This is a genomic window from Pseudomonas sp. HP_12 (assembly GCF_055283955.1).
On record NZ_JBTOQG010000006.1, the window covers coordinates 59348 to 76135 of the forward strand.

The following is a 16788-nucleotide window of genomic DNA, read 5'->3' on the forward strand; positions in this document are numbered from 1 at the left end:
GTTCTACCCTCGCCACTCTGTCCACCCAGAAGGAAGGCACGATGAGCTGGTCCGCCAGGCAGTACTTCATGTTCGAGCAGCAACGCACCCGGCCGGTCCGCGACCTCGTCGCCGCCATTCCTCTGGCCTCGGTGCACACCGCCGTCGACCTCGGCTGCGGTCCCGGCAATTCCACCGAAGTGCTGGCCGAGGGTTTCCCGGAGGCCACGGTGACCGGGCTGGACAGCTCCGACGACATGCTGCGCGACGCCCGTCAGAGGCTGCCGAATGTTGCATTCGAACTCGCCGACATCGGCAGTTGGAACCCGGCACAGACTTACGACGTGATTCTCGCCAACGCGTCGCTGCAATGGGTGCCTGACCACGCGACGCTGTACCCGCGGCTGGTCAGCCTGCTCAACCCGGGTGGCGTGCTGGCGGTGCAGACGCCGGACAACCTGGAGGAGCCTGCCCATCGTCTGGCCCGGGACATCGCCGCGAGCGCGGAGTGGGCGAGCAGGATTGGCGACGTCAAGCACCCCGACCGACACCCTGCCGCCTATTACTTCGAACTGCTGCAAGGGCATTGCGCCGAGGTCGATGTCTGGCGCACCACGTATCACCATCCGCTTGCCGGCGGGCATGGGGCAGTGGTCGAGTGGTTCAAGGGTTCGGCGCTGCGGCCCTATCTGCAACAGCTCGACGAAGCGGCGCAGCAGGATTTTCTCGACACCTATTTGCAGGCGATCAGCCAGGCCTACCCGGCGCTGGACGACGGCACAGTGCTGCTGCCGTTCCCGCGCTTGTTCATCGTTGCGACACGTTGAAGCCTGCGGCTTGCGTTAAGCCGCTGTTTTGCGAGCCGTGATCGACACCGCCTTTTTCTGATGGAGTGAGCATGAGCAATGACCCCGGCGAACTGGCCGCACGGCTGATTCGCAATTTCAATGAAGTGCCGCTGCAACACGAGCGCCGCGACCCGCTGTACGAAAGCCATGCCGCCCGCCTGGGCACCGGCACCGCCGCGCAGAAACTGGGCGCGTCGGTGGACATCGTCGCACCCGGCAAGCGCTCGTGCCCTTATCATTTTCATTACGCGCAGGAAGAAATGTTCGTCATTCTGGACGGGCAGGGCACCTTGCGCGTGGCGGGTGAAATGCTCCCGATCCGCAGCGGCGATGTGATCTTCATTCCGCCGGGGCCTGAGTATCCCCACCAGATCATCAACACCTCTGACGCGCCGCTGAAGTATTTATCCATCAGTACCCGCGAGACGCCGGAAGTGTGCGAATACCCGGACTCCGGCAAGTATCAGGCGATGGTCACCATCAACGGAGCACGTGCGTTTGCGGCCGTGCAGCGTCCTGATGCGACACTGGATTACTGGGAGGGCGAGCCTTGATTCAATCGGCAGCCATGTGCCCATGACCCATTTGGTTATAACCATAGAACGTCTCGATCTAGGCGCGATATAAGAAAAACAGCAGTCCTTAGAGCAAAAATCGCTATCCTGCCCGCCGGCTTTTGAATGTGCAGTCAGGCAGAGCAATGGATTTTGGCAACGCAGGTTTCGTCGTCGCAGGGCTGGTGGTCGGTTTCATCGTTGGCATGACGGGGGTGGGCGGTGGATCGCTGATGACCCCGATCCTGCTGTGGTTTGGCATCAATCCCGCCACCGCAGTGGGCACTGATCTGCTGTACGCCGCCATCACCAAAAGCGGCGGCGTGCTGGTTCACAAAAAGAACGACAACATCGATTGGGGCATCACCGGTTGGCTGACTCTGGGCAGCGTGCCGGCCGCCGGGCTGACGCTGTGGTTTCTGAGCAGCCTGCACACCGCGCCGGACGCGATGAATCAGGTGATCAAACAAGCGCTGGGTGTGGTGCTGCTGCTGACCGCGCTGGCGATCTTTTTCAAAAAGCGCCTGCTGGCGTTTGCTCAGCGCCACGCCGGCGATCGTTATCGCCTCAGCAGCCGAATGCTGAACGGGCTGACGGTGCTGACCGGCGTCATCCTCGGCACCATGGTCGCGCTGACGTCCATCGGCGCCGGCGCCCTCGGCACGGTGGCGTTGTTCCTGCTTTATCCCTTCCTCGAAACCCGTCGCCTGGTTGGCACCGAAATCGCCCACGCCGTGCCCCTGACCCTGATCGCCGGCATTGGCCACGCGAGCATGGGCAACATGAACTGGTCGATGCTGGGCTACCTGCTGATGGGCTCGCTGCCGGGCATCTACATCGGCAGCCACCTGACCGGCCGCATCCCCGACGCCATCCTGCGCCCGTGTCTGGCGCTGATGCTGCTGGCGATCGGTTACAAGCTGGTGTTTTAACGCTGCATGGATGCGCCTGTCGATGTAGCGGTCATGGGCGCTGGTTTGCCGGGGGGGCATCCGCTGTCTCTCCAGCGGCCGAAATGCCGTCTTCGTGAGCAAGCTCACTCCCACAAGGTAGGTGTTTGCTGCAGGACATTCAGCGCCTGCACCTCTGAGCTCACTTCTTGTCTGCCCCCCAATAGCGATGCGTCTCGATGAACAGGACTTGTTGATCCAGATCAATACCGGGTCACTTCAGGCGAGCACACTGGCCGTCGGTTGATTCAGGTCAGCCACCGCCAAGCCCATCGCGATCGTGGGAGGCTCATGAGGCAATTCCATGACTGATCATTCGCGCCCGTTACTCGAACTTAGCCCGTTTCAGGCGAAGGCAGACTCTATGAAAGGCAAAATGAAGGCCGCAGTTGTAGAAGCATTCGGCAGCCCGCTGATGCTTCGCGAGTGGGACATTCCCACGCCGGGCCCCGGGCAGATCCTGATCAAAACTGAAGCCTGTGGCGTGTGCCATACCGACTTGCACGCGGCACGGGGAGACTGGCCGGTGAAGCCTTCGCTGCCCTTCATTCCGGGACATGAAGGCATCGGCATCGTGGTGGCCCTGGGGGCTGGCGTGACCAGCGTGGGCGAGGGCGATCGCGTGGGCGTGCCGTGGCTGTATTCAGCGTGCGGTCACTGCGAGTACTGCCTGAGCGCGTGGGAAACCGTGTGCGCCAGCGCAGAGTTTGGCGGCTATACCCGCAATGGCGGGTTCGCCGAATGCATTCTCGCCGACCCTGAATACGTGGCGCACATTCCGGCCGGGCTCGCGCCCCATGAAGCCGCGCCGATCATCTGCGCCGGGGTCACCACCTACAAAGGCATCAAGGAGGCTGATGTCAGGCCGGGTCAGTGGATCGTGATTTCGGGGATTGGCGGGCTAGGGCATTTGGCCGTGCAGTACGCCAAAGCCATGGGCCTGCGCGTGTGCGCGGTGGATGTCGACGACGGCAAACTGGCCCATGCCACCACGCTAGGTGCAGACGCGGTGGTGAACGCCCGAGCGGGTGACCCGGTGCAGGCCGTCAGGGACGTTACCGATGGCGGGGCGCACGGTGTGCTGATCACCGCGCCCTCGCTGGCGGCGTTCAAACAAGGGGTGGGCATGACGCGCAAACGTGGCACGTGCGTGCTGGTCGGGCTGCCACCGGGCGAGTTTCCGCTGTCGCTGTTCGAGGTGGTCGCCAACTGCATCACCGTACGCGGCTCGTTCGTCGGCACTCGGCAGGACATGGCTGAAGCCTTGGCCTTCGCCGCCGAGGGCAAGGTGAAGGCCGACATCGAGCTGCGGCCGTTGGCCGAGATCAATCAGGTGTTCAGGGAGTTGGGTGACGGCGAAGTACAGTCGAGGATCGTCATCGATTTTCGCGGTTGACCGACCAGGCCTCTTCCCGGCTGGAGCCGGTCCCACAAAGTGCATCGCGTGCAGCCAGTTGGATTGGCTGCGACGCTGACTTGTGGGACCGGCTTTAGCCGGGAAGGCGTCAGGTGTCACGCCGCAAAATCGAGGATGCTCGCACTGGCCTCTTTCCGGCGGAAGCCGGTCCCACTAATGCATCGCATGCATTCAGCAAGAACCGGCGCGCACTCGACGCGTTCAGGTCAGTTCCCCGAGCGGAACGGAATGGGCTGGCGGGGCGCTTCGGGTGTGGTGTGCGGCTGCCCGACCATTTCGTCGTAGACCACCGGGTGCACGATGAACAGCTTCACGTCCTGAAGCGACGACAGGCATTTGCGCGCTTCGTCGACCGAGGCCACGTGCAGCACTTTGCCGTCCGGGCTGGCGATGGCATTGGACTTGCCGTCCATGAGCGCATGTATGGCATACGAGCCACCTTCGATCGACACCAGATTGACCTCGGTGACTTCCCCGGCCTTGACGTGTTTGCTGAGCTTGTCCAGATCCATTACGGCACCTTAATTACGCACGCGGGCGTTGTCTGTTCCATGGATTGATGCGTAACCGTCGACGCGGCTCGCTTGCATTGGAAGAGGATGGCGGTGCCAAGTTCAACGTAAACAGGGGAGGCGGACGAGGGGGCGTTGGCGGGGGCTTGCAACGGGATTAGCGCCGCGAAAAACCGCCGTTGCCTGCCCATCGAAAACAGGCAGGCAACGGCGTTTCAATCAGCAGAGCTTGTCAATAACGCGCAGGCCAGGCGCTTTCTGCACGGCGCCCCATTCACTGCTCAGGGTTTCCAGTACCTGGCCGAGGAACTGCTTGTCCGCCGCGGCCTTCTTGCCGACATAGCCGTGGCCCTTGCGGTACATCTTCAGCCGGGCACGCATGTGCGGGTGCTGACTCTCGAATTGTTCTTCCTCGGTGCAGGCACCCAGGCCGTCCATGTGCACGTTGCCTTCCTCGCACACCCAGAGGATGTGGCTATCAAGGGAATCCTTGCGTGCGGCGAACAGTCGAGCCAATTGATCAATGGTAGGTTGGTTGTTCAGGTTCATGGTTGTTACCCCTTTTTGACCACTGGTTAATCTATCGAGTGAGTTCAAACGCAATGGCGAATCGTCCGTCGATTCGCAGTCCTTCCAGTCGCTGACAAACAAGGTCCGTCGGTACACAGAGCCGGTGCCGGGCCGCAAACGTGTGGGTATTGATGAAGGCAGAGGGCAAAGATCGGACCCGGGCGAGAAAGGGCGGACGCCTGGAAGACACGGGCGACTGGGTGGTCGACCACAAGTGTCATGAGGACGTGTCGCCAGCGCTCGGCCTGGTGGGTCGATCATGCCGGTTCGGCTTCATCAATCTGCCTTGTGGGCAGCACACATCCAGAGGTTGTTCGACGGCTGTGTCGAACGGGCCCGGAATACTTTTGCCAGCTCTCCCGATCGGGGAGACGCCTGCACTATGCAGTCGCCAAAAGGCCTCGTCAATGGTTTTGTAGTGATTATTTTCGCGCACTACATATTTTGTAGTTTCAGAACATGGAGGTCGATTCGTGACTACAAAGTCAATGAATCCGGGGGCAACAGTGCGGGAGTCGGGCGGGGGGGCTTGAAAGGGTGCTGACGAAACGACGCTTGCCCGCGACCGGATCAGCCAGCCATTACCTCTGGCTGACTGACCCCATCGCGGGCAAGCAGGTGTCGCTATGAATCCAGGCGCGAACAGTTACGCCTGTGGAGCCTTCTGCAGCTCAAACAGCAACAGCGAACGCGGCGTGACCGTGTACTCGCTGCCAAACTCGAACTGATCCTTGCCGTCGATTTCCGGCTGATTGGTGTCGATCAGGCTGGTCCAGTTGAGACCTTCCGGCACTTCCGGCAGCGTGAAGTTGACGCCGTCGTGGTGTGAGTTGACTACCAGCAGCAGCGTTGCTTCGGAGCCGCGGCGACGAATACCGGTTTCCTGAGCGCGGCCATCCATCAACATGCCCAGGCAGCGGCCGTTCGGATCTTCCCACTGCTCGATGGTCATCTCTTCGCCGCTTGGCGACAGCCAGGTCACGTCCTTCACGCCCAGTTCTTCGTTGTAATCGCCCACCAGGAAGCGGCTACGACGCAGGATCGGGTACGACTGACGCAGCTTGATCAGACGCTTGACGAACGCCAGCAGGGCCTTGCCGTCTTCGTCCAGGTCCCAGTTGACCCAGCCGATCTCGCTGTCCTGGCAATAGGCGTTGTTGTTGCCGTGCTGAGTACGGGCGAACTCGTCACCGGCAACCACCATCGGCGTGCCCTGGGCCAGGATCAGCGTCGAGAAGAAGTTGCGCATCTGGCGCAGGCGCAGCGCGTTGATTTCCGGATCGTCCGTCGGGCCTTCGACGCCACAGTTCCAGGAACGGTTGTCGTTGCTACCGTCCTGGTTGTTTTCGTCGTTGTCCTCGTTGTGCTTGTCGTTGTACGACACCAGGTCGTGCAGCGTGAAACCATCGTGGGCGGTGATGAAGTTGACCGAAGCGTAAGGGCGGCGGCCACGCTGGTTGAACAGGTTGCCCGACGCCGTCATGCGGTTGGCGAAGTCGGCCAGCTGGCCTTCATCGCCTTTCCAGAATGCGCGGATGTTGTCGCGGAATTTGTCGTTCCACTCCGCCCAGCCCGGCGCGAAGTTGCCGACCTGGTAACCGCCTGGACCACAGTCCCATGGCTCGGCGATCAGTTTCACCGAACGCAGCACCGGATCCTGGCGGCAGGCCACGAGGAAGCTGTGGCGTTCGCTGAAACCATCGTGGTAACGGCCGAGGATGGTGGCCAAGTCGAAGCGGAAGCCGTCGACGTGCATCTCGGTCGCCCAGTAGCGCAGCGAATCGGTGACCATCTGCAGCACGCACGGATGGCTCAGGTCGAGGGTGTTGCCGGTGCCGGAATCGTTGATGTAGTAACGCTTGTCATCCGGCATCAGGCGGTAGTACGAAGCATTGTCGATACCGCGCATCGACAGGGTCGGGCCGCGCTCGTTGCCTTCGGCGGTGTGGTTGTAGACCACGTCCAGGATCACTTCCAGGTTGGCGTGGTGCATGTGCGCAACCATTTCCTTGAACTCGGAAATCTTGCCGTGGGCCAGGTAGCGTGGATCCGGTGCAAAGAACGCCAGGGTGTTGTAACCCCAGTAGTTGGTCATGCCTTTTTCCAGCAGGTGCTGGTCGTTGACGAAGGCGTGGATCGGCAGCAATTCGATCGAGGTCACGCCCAGACCTTTGATGTGCTTGATCACGTCATCGACCATCAGGCCGGCGAACGTGCCTTTGACTTCATCAGGCACGGACGGGTGACGCATGGTGAAACCGCGGGTGTGGGTCTCGTAGAAAATCGTCTTGTCCCACGGCACGTCGACGCGCTGTTCGCGGCCCCAGGTGTACGCAGGGTCGATGACCTTGCACTTGGGCACGAAGGGCGCGCTGTCACGCTCGTCGAAGCTCAGGTCGTCGTCCGGGTGACCGATGGTGTAACCGAACAGCGCCTCGGACCACTTCAGCTCGCCGACCAGTTGCTTGGCATACGGGTCGATCAGCAGCTTGTTATGGTTGAAACGGTGGCCGTTCTTCGGATCGTACGGACCATAGACGCGGTAGCCATAGACCTGACCCGGGTGGGCGTCGGGCAGGTAGCCGTGAAAGATCTCGTCGGTGTATTCCGGCAGCTCGATGCGCTCAAGCTCCACTTCACCGGCCGAGTCGAACAGGCACAGCTCGACCTTGGTGGCGTTGGCGGAAAAGATGGCGAAGTTGACGCCGAGGCCGTCCCAGCTGGCGCCGAGCGGGAAGGGCAAACCTTCCCGAATGCGCGATGCCGTGACTTCGGGGCTGCCAGCGTTGCCGGATTCATTCTGTGTAGCGGTGCTTTTATCTTGCGTGCTCATGTGTATTCCTGACGTTCGAATGAGTTCCTGAAGGCGAACAAAGCCGTGGCCTCAGTACGTGACTGCGCCATCGATGCAACAGGTTTGAAAATTACCGCAGGGTGACGACCGTTTTAAGGCGATCCCTGCGGTAGGGGTGTTAGCGGCGCAACAGTGACGCGTTAAAGCAGTTGATCAAGACGCAGGCTTGGCGGCAGCAGGCTTCTTGGCAGAAGACTTGGCCGCCGGCTTGGCCGGTTTGGCGGCAGCATCGGTACCGCTCGCAGCAGCCTTGGGTTTGGCGGGCGCCTTGGCTGCCGGTTTGGCGGCAGGCTTGGCGTCAGCTTTTGCCTCGGATTTACTGGCAGCCTGATCAGCGGAGCTGCCTGCTGATTTTGCGGCTGATGCGGCTGCGGGTTTAGCCGCAGGCTTGGCAGCAGATTTCGCCGCCGGTTTGGCTGCACCCTTCGCAGCGGGTTTGGCAGCGGCAGCCTTGGGCTCCGCTTTGCCGTCGAGCTTGGACTTCGCCGTCTTCGCAGCAGCCGGTTTTTTAGGCGACTTCGCCTCGGCGGCGGCCAACTTGCTAGCCATTTCCCAGTGGCGGGCATCTTGCCCATGTGGCTTGCCTTCCGTTTCCCAGATCTGGTGGGCAAGCTCGCTGATTCTTTTATCGTCGGCACTCATCTCGACACTCCCGGTATCACAAGGTTTGTATAAGCAGGTTTACAGAAATTTCCTTGAGCGCTGCGCTGAGCAACATTTCCTTGCTGGATGTGACTGTAGCCTGTGAAAAAAGTCCCTTCCAATTTGGATGTGAATCAGCGAACGGCAGGTTGATTCGTGTATCGCCCCAATTTGCTGCATTGATGAATGGAGTTTGCGCAGTGCCCAATAGTTCAGCCGGCAAGCGCGGAACCACAACAATAGCCCGCATCTCTTTCGTTACCCGGGCAAAAGCGATGACGTGATCGGCTTTTTCACCCACCACTTCAAGGGGTTGATATTCGCCTTCACTGAACAGCGCGGGGTACTCATTGCGCAGGCTAAGCACCTGGGCAATCAACGCCTGCTTGATCCGGCCGTCGTGCCACTGGTTCAACAGCTCGGTGACCGGCACGGATGCCTGCAACGCACGTTCGCGAGCGGGGTAATCCACCGGACGACGGTTGTCCGGATCCACCAGGCTGAAGTCCCAGAACTCAGTGCCCTGATACAGATCAGGCACACCGGGCGCAGTCATTCGCAGCAAAGTTTGCGCCAGACTGTTGAGCGCGCCGGCCGTCGCGATGCGATTGGCCGTGGCACCGATGGATTGACGCAGTGCCAGACCGTCGGCGTTCAGCAGCAAGTGCTGGAGAAACTCGCGGCACGCGGTCTCGTACGGCTCGTTGGGCGCGCTCCAGCTGCTCTGCAGTTTGGCTTCGCGCAGGGCCTTTTCCTGCCACTGGGTCAGTCGCTTGGCGTAGGCTTCGAAAGCCGGCTCGCCTTCGAGGTCCAGCGGCCAGCTGCCGATGATTGCTTGATACAGCATCAGCTCGTCACCTGGGCTGATGTGGGTGTCACCCGCCTTGAGCGGCGCCGACAGCTGCTGCCAGCGCTCGACCTGCTCGGCGTACCAGGGCGCCAGTTCGCTGAGCACGGCCAGACGGGTGCGGGTGTCCTCGCCACGCTTGTGGTCGTGGGTTGCGGTGGTCAGCAGGTTGTTCGGGAAGCTCTTGTGACGCTCGATGGAGACGTGATGAAACGCCTCCACCGGCGCACTGAAATGTTGCGGGTGGAAACCCACATCGTTGCGCGACAGCAACACGGCGGAGCGATAGAACGACGTGTCTTCCACCGATTTGGCCGCCACTGGCGACGTCAACTGCTGGAAACGGTTGCCGGCCTTGCGGCGCATTTCGCGCAACCGGCCCGTCGGGTAGTCGCGCAGCTTCTCGCCACCCAGCCACAGCTTGAGGGAATCCAGCACCGGCCAGTCGCCTTCGCTGAGCATCTCCCGCGCACCGTCCATGGCCTGCTGGAAGAAGCGCTCGTCTTCGGCAGAACGGCCGCAGGCGGTGAGGTAGGTGCGGTAGACCGGGAAGTTGCTGACCAGCGCCAGCAGCGCGCGGCGGATGGCACCGAGGGTCATGTCGCGGGTCATCACGTCACTGCGCGAGACCTGCAGCAGTGCCTGGGCCAGGTTTTCGAAATCACCTGCCAGAGTGCCGTGGAGGACCAGATCGCGGGCTTCCAGCACTTCCTGATTGAAGTCGGCCGTGCGTCCGCTGATGCGGCTCCACAGCTCGCCCAGTACGGCTTCACCTTTCGGATCGTGCTGCAGCAGCGACACCTGGTTCATGAATTCATAACCGGTGGTGCCGTCGACGTTCCAATCAGTGCGCAGTTGCTCGTCTGGGCCGAGGATCTTCTCGACGAAAATCGGCAGACGTTCCAGTTCGGTGCCGGCCGGGCGCAGTTTCATCAGGCTGTCGACGCGACGACGCAGCTTGCGGCAATACCCGCGCGGGTCGGCGAGGCCGTCGATGTGGTCGATGCGCAGACCGTCCACAAGCCCTTTGGCGATGAGCTCGAAAATCTTCCCGTGGGTTGCTTCGAACACCTGCGAACGCTCGACCTTCAGGCCGCCCAGCTCGTTGATGTCGAAGAAACGCCGCCAGTTGATGTCGTCACCCGCGGTGCGCCAGCTCGCCAGACGATAGTCCTGCTGCTCAAGCAGACGGTGCAGGCGGTCGAAGCCTTCCGGGGTGCTGGAATCAAACTGCGCGAGACCTTCGTCAACGGCCTTGACCAGCTCGGGTTTGGCCTTCACCGCTTCGGCCAGCTCAGCCTTGGCCTGACGGGCACGCTCGTAGGCCTGAGGATAATTGTCGAGGTCGGCGAAGCGCTGGGCCAGTTCATCCAGCTCGGAACGCTTCGCTGCCTTCAACAGCGGCGCGTACGTGGCCGGGTTGATCGGGAAGAGATGCTGATAGTGCTCGGCGTGGAAGGTGCCGTGCTCCGCATCGAAACGCAGGGGCACTTCACCGTTCTGCAACACGGTGCCGTAGTCGGTGCTCAGGAACGGCAACAACAGTTGGCCCTTGAGCAGCGGGTCCGGAGAATTCCACTGGATGTCGAAGAACTTGGCGTACGGGCTGCGCTGGCCCCATTCGAGCAGGTCGAGCCACCAGGGATTGTCGTTGCCGCCGACTGCCATGTGGTTGGAGACGATGTCGAGAATCAGGCCCATGCCGTGCTCACGCAGCGCCGCGACCAGGCGCAGCAAGGCCGGCTCACCGCCCAGTTCGGGGTTGATCACCCGTGGGTCGACCACGTCATAACCGTGCATGGAACCGGCGCGGGCTTTCAGCAGTGGCGAGGCGTAGATGTGGCTGATGCCCAGGCTGGCGAAGTACGGCACGAGCTTGGTGGCGTCGTCCAGCGTGAAGTCTTTGTGAAACTGCAGGCGCTGGGTGGCGCGCAGGGATTTAAGAGGGGTACTCATTTTTGATCACGCTCCGCGGCTTGTTGCCGTGCCGCTGCCAGAATTTCAAGTCGTCGTGCTGCATCGGCGTTGTTCAGCAGAGAGCCGCTGTCGCCGTTGAGCCGACGTCGCCAATTGGGATGACTGTCGATGGTGCCGGGGAAATTCGCCTGCTCATCGATGCCGAGGGCGTCCTCGATCGGGAGCAGCACCAACGGCGCCGGGGTGTGGCCGAGGTACGCAATGCTGTAGTCGATGACGTCTTTCGCGCTGATGCTTTCACCGCTGCTCGGCAGCGTGTAGTTCTGCTTGAGCGCCGTGATCAGACCCTTGCGTTCCCGTTCGCGGCCGTCGCGCATCTTCTGCTCGGCGTCGTCATCGACAAGCCCGAGTTTTTTGTTCCAGTCGACATCCAGTTCGCTCAGCCAACCGGTGAGGGTGGGCAGGTCGTGGGTGCTGGTGGTAGCCAGTGCGTCTCTGGACCACTTCGTGATGGGCTTGAACGTCGCGTCGTCCTGTTCGAACAGCAGCACGCGCATCCCCAGGATCTCGCGCTCGGAGAGCTTCTCGTGCAGACCTTCGGGCACCGTGCCGAGGTCTTCGCCCAAAACGATTGCTTCGTGACGCCACGATTCCAGGCTCAACAGCCGCAGCATGTCGTCCAGCGGGTAATTCAGGTAAGCGCCTTCACTCGCCGGGGATCCCAACGGGACGACCCACAGGCGCTGCAGCCCCATCACATGGTCGATGCGCAGGCCACCGGCGTGGGCGAAGTTGGCCCGGAGCATTTCGATGAACGCTTGAAAACCATTGCGCTTCAGGCCGGTTGGCGAGAATGCCGAAATGACCCAGCTCTGGCCCGCGCGGTTGAGAATGTCCGGTGGTGCGCCCACGGTCAGGGAGGAGAGCAGCTCGTCCTGACGACTCCAGGCCTGACTGCCGGCACCGTCGGCACCCACTGCCAGATCGCCGATCAGGCCGACACTCATGCCACTCGAACGTGCGGCAGTCTGGGCCCGTTCGAGGCCGCGCGCGATCAGCCACTGTGCGAAGGCGTGGAAGCCGATCTCTTCGCCGTGCGCTTTGGCGAATGCGTCGAGGGCAGGGTTACGTGGATTCTTGTACTGCTCCGGCCATTCATGCCAGTTGCCGCCAATGCCCAATTCGTCGCCCGCATCACGCAGGGCTTCGAAACGGCAGTGGTTTTCCAGGGCTTCACCGCCCGCTTGGCGGAAACTCTTGAAGTCCTCGTGGAAGGGATGATCGCTGCCGATGAAGCCGGCATACAGCTCGCGCAGCAGGGCATATTTTGCTTTGGCGGCGGCGGGCCATTCGATCAGCTCCAGTGATTCCAGACGCTTGAACTCGTCGGCCAGGCCGGCTTTCTCGATTGCCAGCTCAACCGCGCGGTCACCGAGAATGGTGCCCGGCGCCGCATACAGCGCGTTGAGGAACAGGCGGCTGGAAGGCGAGTACGGGCTGTAGCGCTCGCTGTCGTTGGAGAACATCGCGTGAACCGGACTGATCGCCACGGCCGAGGCACCACGGGTGCCTGCAGCGCGTACGAAAGCCTCCAGCCCCTGGGTATCGCCGATACCGCCATCACCTTCACGGCGCAGGTAGTACAGCTGAGTGGTCAGGCCCCAGTCGCGGGCGATTGCTTTCTTGCTGGCCATGTTCAGGCTGTAGCACGTCTTCGGCGCGACGGCGACGGTCAACTGCTGGCCGCCCACGTCCAACTGGTGATAACCCACTGTGGCCAAGCCGGGCAGGCCAGCCTTGTCGGTGAGCTGCGCTTCAAGCTGCGAGCCGTCTTCCAGGGTCAGCGTGAACGCGGTGGCTGGGGCGAACCAGCTGGACAGGTCGAGATCCTTGCCATGATCGACGGTCATCAACGGCGGCGGGGTGGCCGGCTGACTTTCTTCGTTCAGGCGTTTAAGGCTGGCTTCGACGTCTTCTTCTGTCTCGGCGGGGTAACCCAGGCCGCCGAGGACCTTGCGCAGGACCTCGGGGCTTACGTGTTGCGGTTTGGCGTTGGCGTCCTTCCAGTCAACCGACAGGCCCGCCTGGGCTGCCAGTTTTTCCAGTTGCTCATTGCTCATCCTGTTCCTCCACAACGTCACTCGATTTCAGGCTGACAATGGCCGTGTATGGATTGAGGGTGGCGGATGGGGAAAGTTCTGCGGACTTGGCACGGGATTGATGAAGCACTCTATAGCCAGTGTGATCATCAGTGTCGACCGCCTCGCTGCCGAGGTTCAGATCGATGCGCAACTCGCTGCCGTCGCCCAGCTTCCAACGTGCGCTGACGGCCTTGTCGCCCAGCTCTTTCACGCCCAACGCATTGGCGCCGTGCAGGCGAGGGAACAGCTCGGTCTTGCGAATCTGCAGCAAGGTTTTGTAGAGCTCAAGCCAATTGCGATGGTCCTGACCCTTGTCGGTTTCCAGCAGCAGCGCATCGAACGCCGGACGCGAGGCCTCGAAAGTTTCAAGAGCATTGGGATCAGGGATCTGTTCGCGCTTGGCCGGATCCTTGAACGCGGCGAAATCCTTGAACTCGCCTCGACGCCCTTCACGCACGGCGTCTGCCAGCTCGTCATGGAAGTCAGTGAAGAAGAGAAACGGCTCGCTTGCGCCCCACTCATCGCCCATGAACATCAGCGGGATCATCGGTGACAGCAGCAACAGCGCGGTCGCCGCCTGCAATGCAGGGGGCGGGCTCAGCTGAACCAGACGCTCGCCGAAGGCCCGGTTGCCGATCTGGTCGTGGTTCTGCAGAAACAGCACGAAAGAGGTCGGCGGCAGATGGCCGCTCGGTTCGCCCCGGGCGTGGCCATGACGGGTGGATTCGCCTTGATAGACAAAGCCTTCGCCCAGCAGACGCGCAAGCTTTTGCGTGGGTTTTTCGGCGAAGTCGGTGTAGTAAGCGTCGGTCTCGCCGGTCAGCAGGACGTGCAGCGTGTTGTGGCCGTCATCGTTCCACTGGGCGTCGTAGCCCTGATCCATGCGTCCGGCTTCGTTGAATTCGTTTTCCAGGGTCAGCCACACGTGACGCTCCGACGGAATCGTCCCGCGTACGTGTTCTGCCAGGTCTTGCAGAAAAGTCGGGTCTTCGATGGCGTGCACGGCGTCGAAACGCAGGCCGTCGAAGCGGTAGTCCTGCAGCCACATCATCGTGTTGTCGATAAAGAAGTCGTGCACTTCACGGCGGCGGAAATCGATCGCGTCGCCCCACGGCGTCTTCTTGTCGCTGCGGAAGAAATGGCTGGCGTAGGCGCCGAGGTAATTGCCGTCCGGGCCGAAGTGGTTGTAGACCACGTCCAGAATGACCGCGAGGCCCAACCCGTGGGCGGTGTCGATCAGGTGCTTGAGTTGGTCGGGCGTGCCATAGGACGACTGCGCGGCGTAAGGCAACACGCCGTCGTAACCCCAGTTGCGATCACCCGGGAATTGCGCGATAGGCATCAGCTCGATGGCGGTGATGCCGGTGTCCACCAGATGCTGCAGACGCTGTTCAACGCCTTCATAGCCACCCAGTGCACCGACGTGCAGCTCGTAAATGACCGCCTCGTGCCAGGGCCGTCCCTGCCACTCGGTGTTCTTCCATTGGTAGGCGGCCTGGTCGACGACGATGCTGTAGCCGTGCACGTCGCCGTCCTGAGCCCGGGAAGCCGGGTCAGGAACAGTAAGGTTGTTTTGTCCATCGAGAGCGACGTTGAAGCGATAGCGCGTGCCAGCTCCACACTCGGTCTCGATCACGAACCAGCCGTCCTGCTCTGGCTGAAGAGCCTGTGAAGGCCCGTTTTCGAATTCGACGCTGACGCTTTGAGCGTCCGGTGCCCACAGGGCAAACCGGGTGTGTTGTGGATCCAGCATGACGGCGCCGTGGCGCCAGTTTTGATCCGTGCGCGAAGGCATCCGTAATTCCTTGATCAGTGGGTTATCAATAGTGCAGTGCCACGCCTGCGTTTTTCTTCAGCAGCTCCTGGTAAAGATCGGCGTAGGGTTCTACCGCCTTGTGCCAATCGAACGGAGCGGCCATGGCGCGGCAGCGCATGGCGTTGAGCAGCAATGGACTTTCGAAGACCTTGAGCGCGCGGGTCAGGGCTTCGGTGTAGCTCTCGACCGTGGATTCGTCGAACAGGAAACCGGTGCAGCCGTCTTCGATGGTGTCCGCGAGACCGCCAGTGCGGCGTGCGATCGGCAGGGAGCCGAAGCGCTGCGCGTACATCTGGCTCAGGCCGCAAGGCTCGTAGCGCGAAGGCATCAGCAGAAAATCACTGCCGGCGAACATGCGACGTGCGTCGGTTTCGTTGAAGCCCACACGGACACTGACCTGCCCCGGGAAGCGGGCGGCGAGGGCGCGCATGGCGTCTTCTTCTTCAGGTTCGCCACGGCCGATGATCGCAATCTGGCCGCCGTTGTTGACGATGTGCTCGGCAACCCCGATGGTCAGGTCCAGACCCTTCTGGTAAACCAGACGGGAGACCACGGCGAACAGCGGGCCGGTGGAAGGCTCCAGTTCAAACAGCTCGCGCACGTAGTCAGCGTTGATTTCCTTGCGTGTCCACTCGTTCGGAGCGAAGCGGCAGATCAGGTGCTCGTCGGTGGCAGCGTCCCAGCTCTCGTCGATGCCGTTGGGAATGCCGCTGAGCTGACCGCGATCGGCTTTGCTCTGCAGGAAACCTTCCAGGCCACAGCCAAAATCCGGGGTGGTAATTTCTTTGGCGTAGGTCGCGCTCACGGTCGTGATGTGGCTGGAATACGCCATGCCGGCCTTGATGAACGAGAGCTGACCGTAAAACTCCATGCCTTCCGGGCTCAATGCTGAGTCGGGAATGCCCAGCTCTCGGCTGGAGGCAATGCTCACAAAGCCCTGATACGCCAGGTTGTGGATAGTGAAGATCGACGGCGTGGTCTGGCCGCGCCATTTCATGTACGCCGGCGCCAGGCCTGCTGGCCAGTCGTGAGCGTGAACGAGCTCGGGGCACCACTGGGTCTTGACCGCGCCGGCCGCAAAGTCGGCAGCCGCCAGGCCCAGGCGGGCAAAGCGAATATGGTTGTCAGACCAGTCGCGGCCGTCGTTGTCACCGTAGGGCGTGCCTTCACGCTCGTATAACTCGGGACAGATCAGGACGTAAATGACCAGACCGTCTTTCATGTCCATCCGCCCGATCTTGCAGGGAGGCAGCGCGGCGTGACCGGGCAGTTCGCTGATGATGTGGATCGGGTTGCCACTATTGATGACCTGTGGATAGCCGGGAATCAGCACGCGTACATCGTGCAGGTGACGCATGGCGCGCGGCAGTGCGGCTGACACATCCCCCAGACCGCCGGTTTTCACCAGGTCGGCCATCTCTGAAGTCACGAACAGGACTTTCTTGCGGGTCACCGAAGAAATCACTGGTTGAACAGGAGGCAGTTGCAGCACAGGTGCGCTCGTCGTTGCGAAGACCGGCAGATGGGTCAGCTCGCTGGCCGGCTGATTAAAACTCTCTCCCTTCTGGGTTTTGACAGCGGCACTAATCATCGTTTTCTCCAGTTCGATATGCAGTGTTGGTACAGCACTTAAGGTGTAAGCAGCCATTTCCTATGGCCAGGCACACAAGACCTACGCAAGATCGATACCCATTTACCGACTGCACATTAGAGGACAAGGTGAAAGCGGACTCTGCTTCGA

At 61.5% G+C, this 16788-nt stretch carries 12 protein-coding genes; 4 read left to right on the forward strand and 8 right to left on the reverse strand.

The window, feature by feature from the left end; genetic code table 11:
- Window positions 1–41: 41 nt before the first annotated feature.
- The 4 genes from tam to adhP all read left to right on the forward strand — a co-directional run bounded on the left by tam (window position 42) and on the right by adhP (window position 3727).
- Entirely contained in the window at window positions 42–806 is a 765-nt protein-coding gene (tam, locus tag ACYASU_RS06435) for a trans-aconitate 2-methyltransferase (RefSeq protein WP_463582318.1), read from the forward strand.
- A gap of 71 nt (window positions 807–877) precedes the next feature.
- Complete coding sequence (locus ACYASU_RS06440) at window positions 878–1381, forward strand: cupin domain-containing protein (protein WP_463582319.1); 504 nt, start codon at window positions 878–880, stop codon at window positions 1379–1381.
- Window positions 1382–1527: 146 nt separating this feature from the next.
- Window positions 1528–2313, forward strand: coding sequence for a sulfite exporter TauE/SafE family protein (locus tag ACYASU_RS06445; protein ID WP_282372691.1), 786 nt, complete (start codon window positions 1528–1530; stop codon window positions 2311–2313).
- Between the two features lie 382 nt (window positions 2314–2695).
- On the forward strand, window positions 2696–3727 hold the full coding sequence (adhP, locus tag ACYASU_RS06450) for an alcohol dehydrogenase AdhP (protein ID WP_463582320.1): 1032 nt from the start codon (window positions 2696–2698) through the stop codon (window positions 3725–3727).
- A 227-nt stretch (window positions 3728–3954) separates the two neighbouring features.
- Here adhP and ACYASU_RS06455 read toward each other — a convergent pair whose 3' ends face one another.
- The 8 genes from ACYASU_RS06455 to glgA form a co-directional block, all read right to left on the reverse strand.
- Entirely contained in the window at window positions 3955–4260 is a 306-nt protein-coding gene (locus ACYASU_RS06455) for a DUF6482 family protein (protein WP_282372689.1), read from the reverse strand.
- Window positions 4261–4479: 219 nt separating this feature from the next.
- Window positions 4480–4809 carry a hypothetical protein gene (locus ACYASU_RS06460; RefSeq protein WP_192135927.1) on the reverse strand — a complete coding sequence of 110 codons (330 nt, stop codon included), beginning with the start codon at window positions 4807–4809 and terminating at the stop codon, window positions 4480–4482.
- 667 nt (window positions 4810–5476) lie between these two features.
- Window positions 5477–7663, reverse strand: coding sequence for a glycogen debranching protein GlgX (gene glgX, locus ACYASU_RS06465; protein WP_463582321.1), 2187 nt, complete (start codon window positions 7661–7663; stop codon window positions 5477–5479).
- Between the two features lie 174 nt (window positions 7664–7837).
- Window positions 7838–8326, reverse strand: coding sequence for a DUF2934 domain-containing protein (locus tag ACYASU_RS06470; RefSeq protein ID WP_192172128.1), 489 nt, complete (start codon window positions 8324–8326; stop codon window positions 7838–7840).
- A gap of 16 nt (window positions 8327–8342) precedes the next feature.
- The gene (locus ACYASU_RS06475) at window positions 8343–11129 is read right to left on the reverse strand and encodes a malto-oligosyltrehalose synthase (RefSeq protein ID WP_463582322.1); all 2787 of its coding nucleotides are present in this window, start codon (window positions 11127–11129) and stop codon (window positions 8343–8345) included.
- Window positions 11126–13210: a 4-alpha-glucanotransferase gene (gene malQ, locus ACYASU_RS06480; RefSeq protein WP_463582323.1), complete on the reverse strand. Its 2085-nt coding sequence runs from the start codon at window positions 13208–13210 to the stop codon at window positions 11126–11128. Before malQ ends, ACYASU_RS06475 begins: the two co-directional genes overlap by 4 nt.
- Window positions 13200–15026, reverse strand: coding sequence for a malto-oligosyltrehalose trehalohydrolase (treZ, locus tag ACYASU_RS06485; RefSeq protein WP_463582324.1), 1827 nt, complete (start codon window positions 15024–15026; stop codon window positions 13200–13202). The genes malQ and treZ overlap by 11 nt, the downstream gene beginning before the upstream one ends.
- A 25-nt stretch (window positions 15027–15051) precedes the next feature.
- Window positions 15052–16638 carry a glycogen synthase GlgA gene (gene glgA, locus ACYASU_RS06490; RefSeq protein ID WP_463582325.1) on the reverse strand — a complete coding sequence of 529 codons (1587 nt, stop codon included), beginning with the start codon at window positions 16636–16638 and terminating at the stop codon, window positions 15052–15054.
- Window positions 16639–16788 lie beyond the last annotated feature (150 nt).

Excerpts from the sequence above, each read along its gene's own strand:
- ACYASU_RS06475 (WP_463582322.1), bottom strand. The coding sequence starts at position 11,129 with ATGAGTACCCCTCTTAAATCCCTGCGCGCCACCCAGCGCCTGCAGTTT.
- ACYASU_RS06455 (WP_282372689.1), bottom strand. The coding sequence starts at position 4,260 with ATGGATCTGGACAAGCTCAGCAAACACGTCAAGGCCGGGGAAGTCACC.
- ACYASU_RS06460 (WP_192135927.1), bottom strand. The coding sequence starts at position 4,809 with ATGAACCTGAACAACCAACCTACCATTGATCAATTGGCTCGACTGTTC.
- malQ (WP_463582323.1), bottom strand. The coding sequence starts at position 13,210 with ATGAGCAATGAGCAACTGGAAAAACTGGCAGCCCAGGCGGGCCTGTCG.
- tam (WP_463582318.1), top strand. The coding sequence starts at position 42 with ATGAGCTGGTCCGCCAGGCAGTACTTCATGTTCGAGCAGCAACGCACC.
- ACYASU_RS06445 (WP_282372691.1), top strand. The coding sequence starts at position 1,528 with ATGGATTTTGGCAACGCAGGTTTCGTCGTCGCAGGGCTGGTGGTCGGT.
- adhP (WP_463582320.1), top strand. The coding sequence starts at position 2,696 with ATGAAAGGCAAAATGAAGGCCGCAGTTGTAGAAGCATTCGGCAGCCCG.
- glgA (WP_463582325.1), bottom strand. The coding sequence starts at position 16,638 with ATGATTAGTGCCGCTGTCAAAACCCAGAAGGGAGAGAGTTTTAATCAG.
- glgX (WP_463582321.1), bottom strand. The coding sequence starts at position 7,663 with ATGAGCACGCAAGATAAAAGCACCGCTACACAGAATGAATCCGGCAAC.
- treZ (WP_463582324.1), bottom strand. The coding sequence starts at position 15,026 with ATGCCTTCGCGCACGGATCAAAACTGGCGCCACGGCGCCGTCATGCTG.
- ACYASU_RS06470 (WP_192172128.1), bottom strand. The coding sequence starts at position 8,326 with ATGAGTGCCGACGATAAAAGAATCAGCGAGCTTGCCCACCAGATCTGG.
- ACYASU_RS06440 (WP_463582319.1), top strand. The coding sequence starts at position 878 with ATGAGCAATGACCCCGGCGAACTGGCCGCACGGCTGATTCGCAATTTC.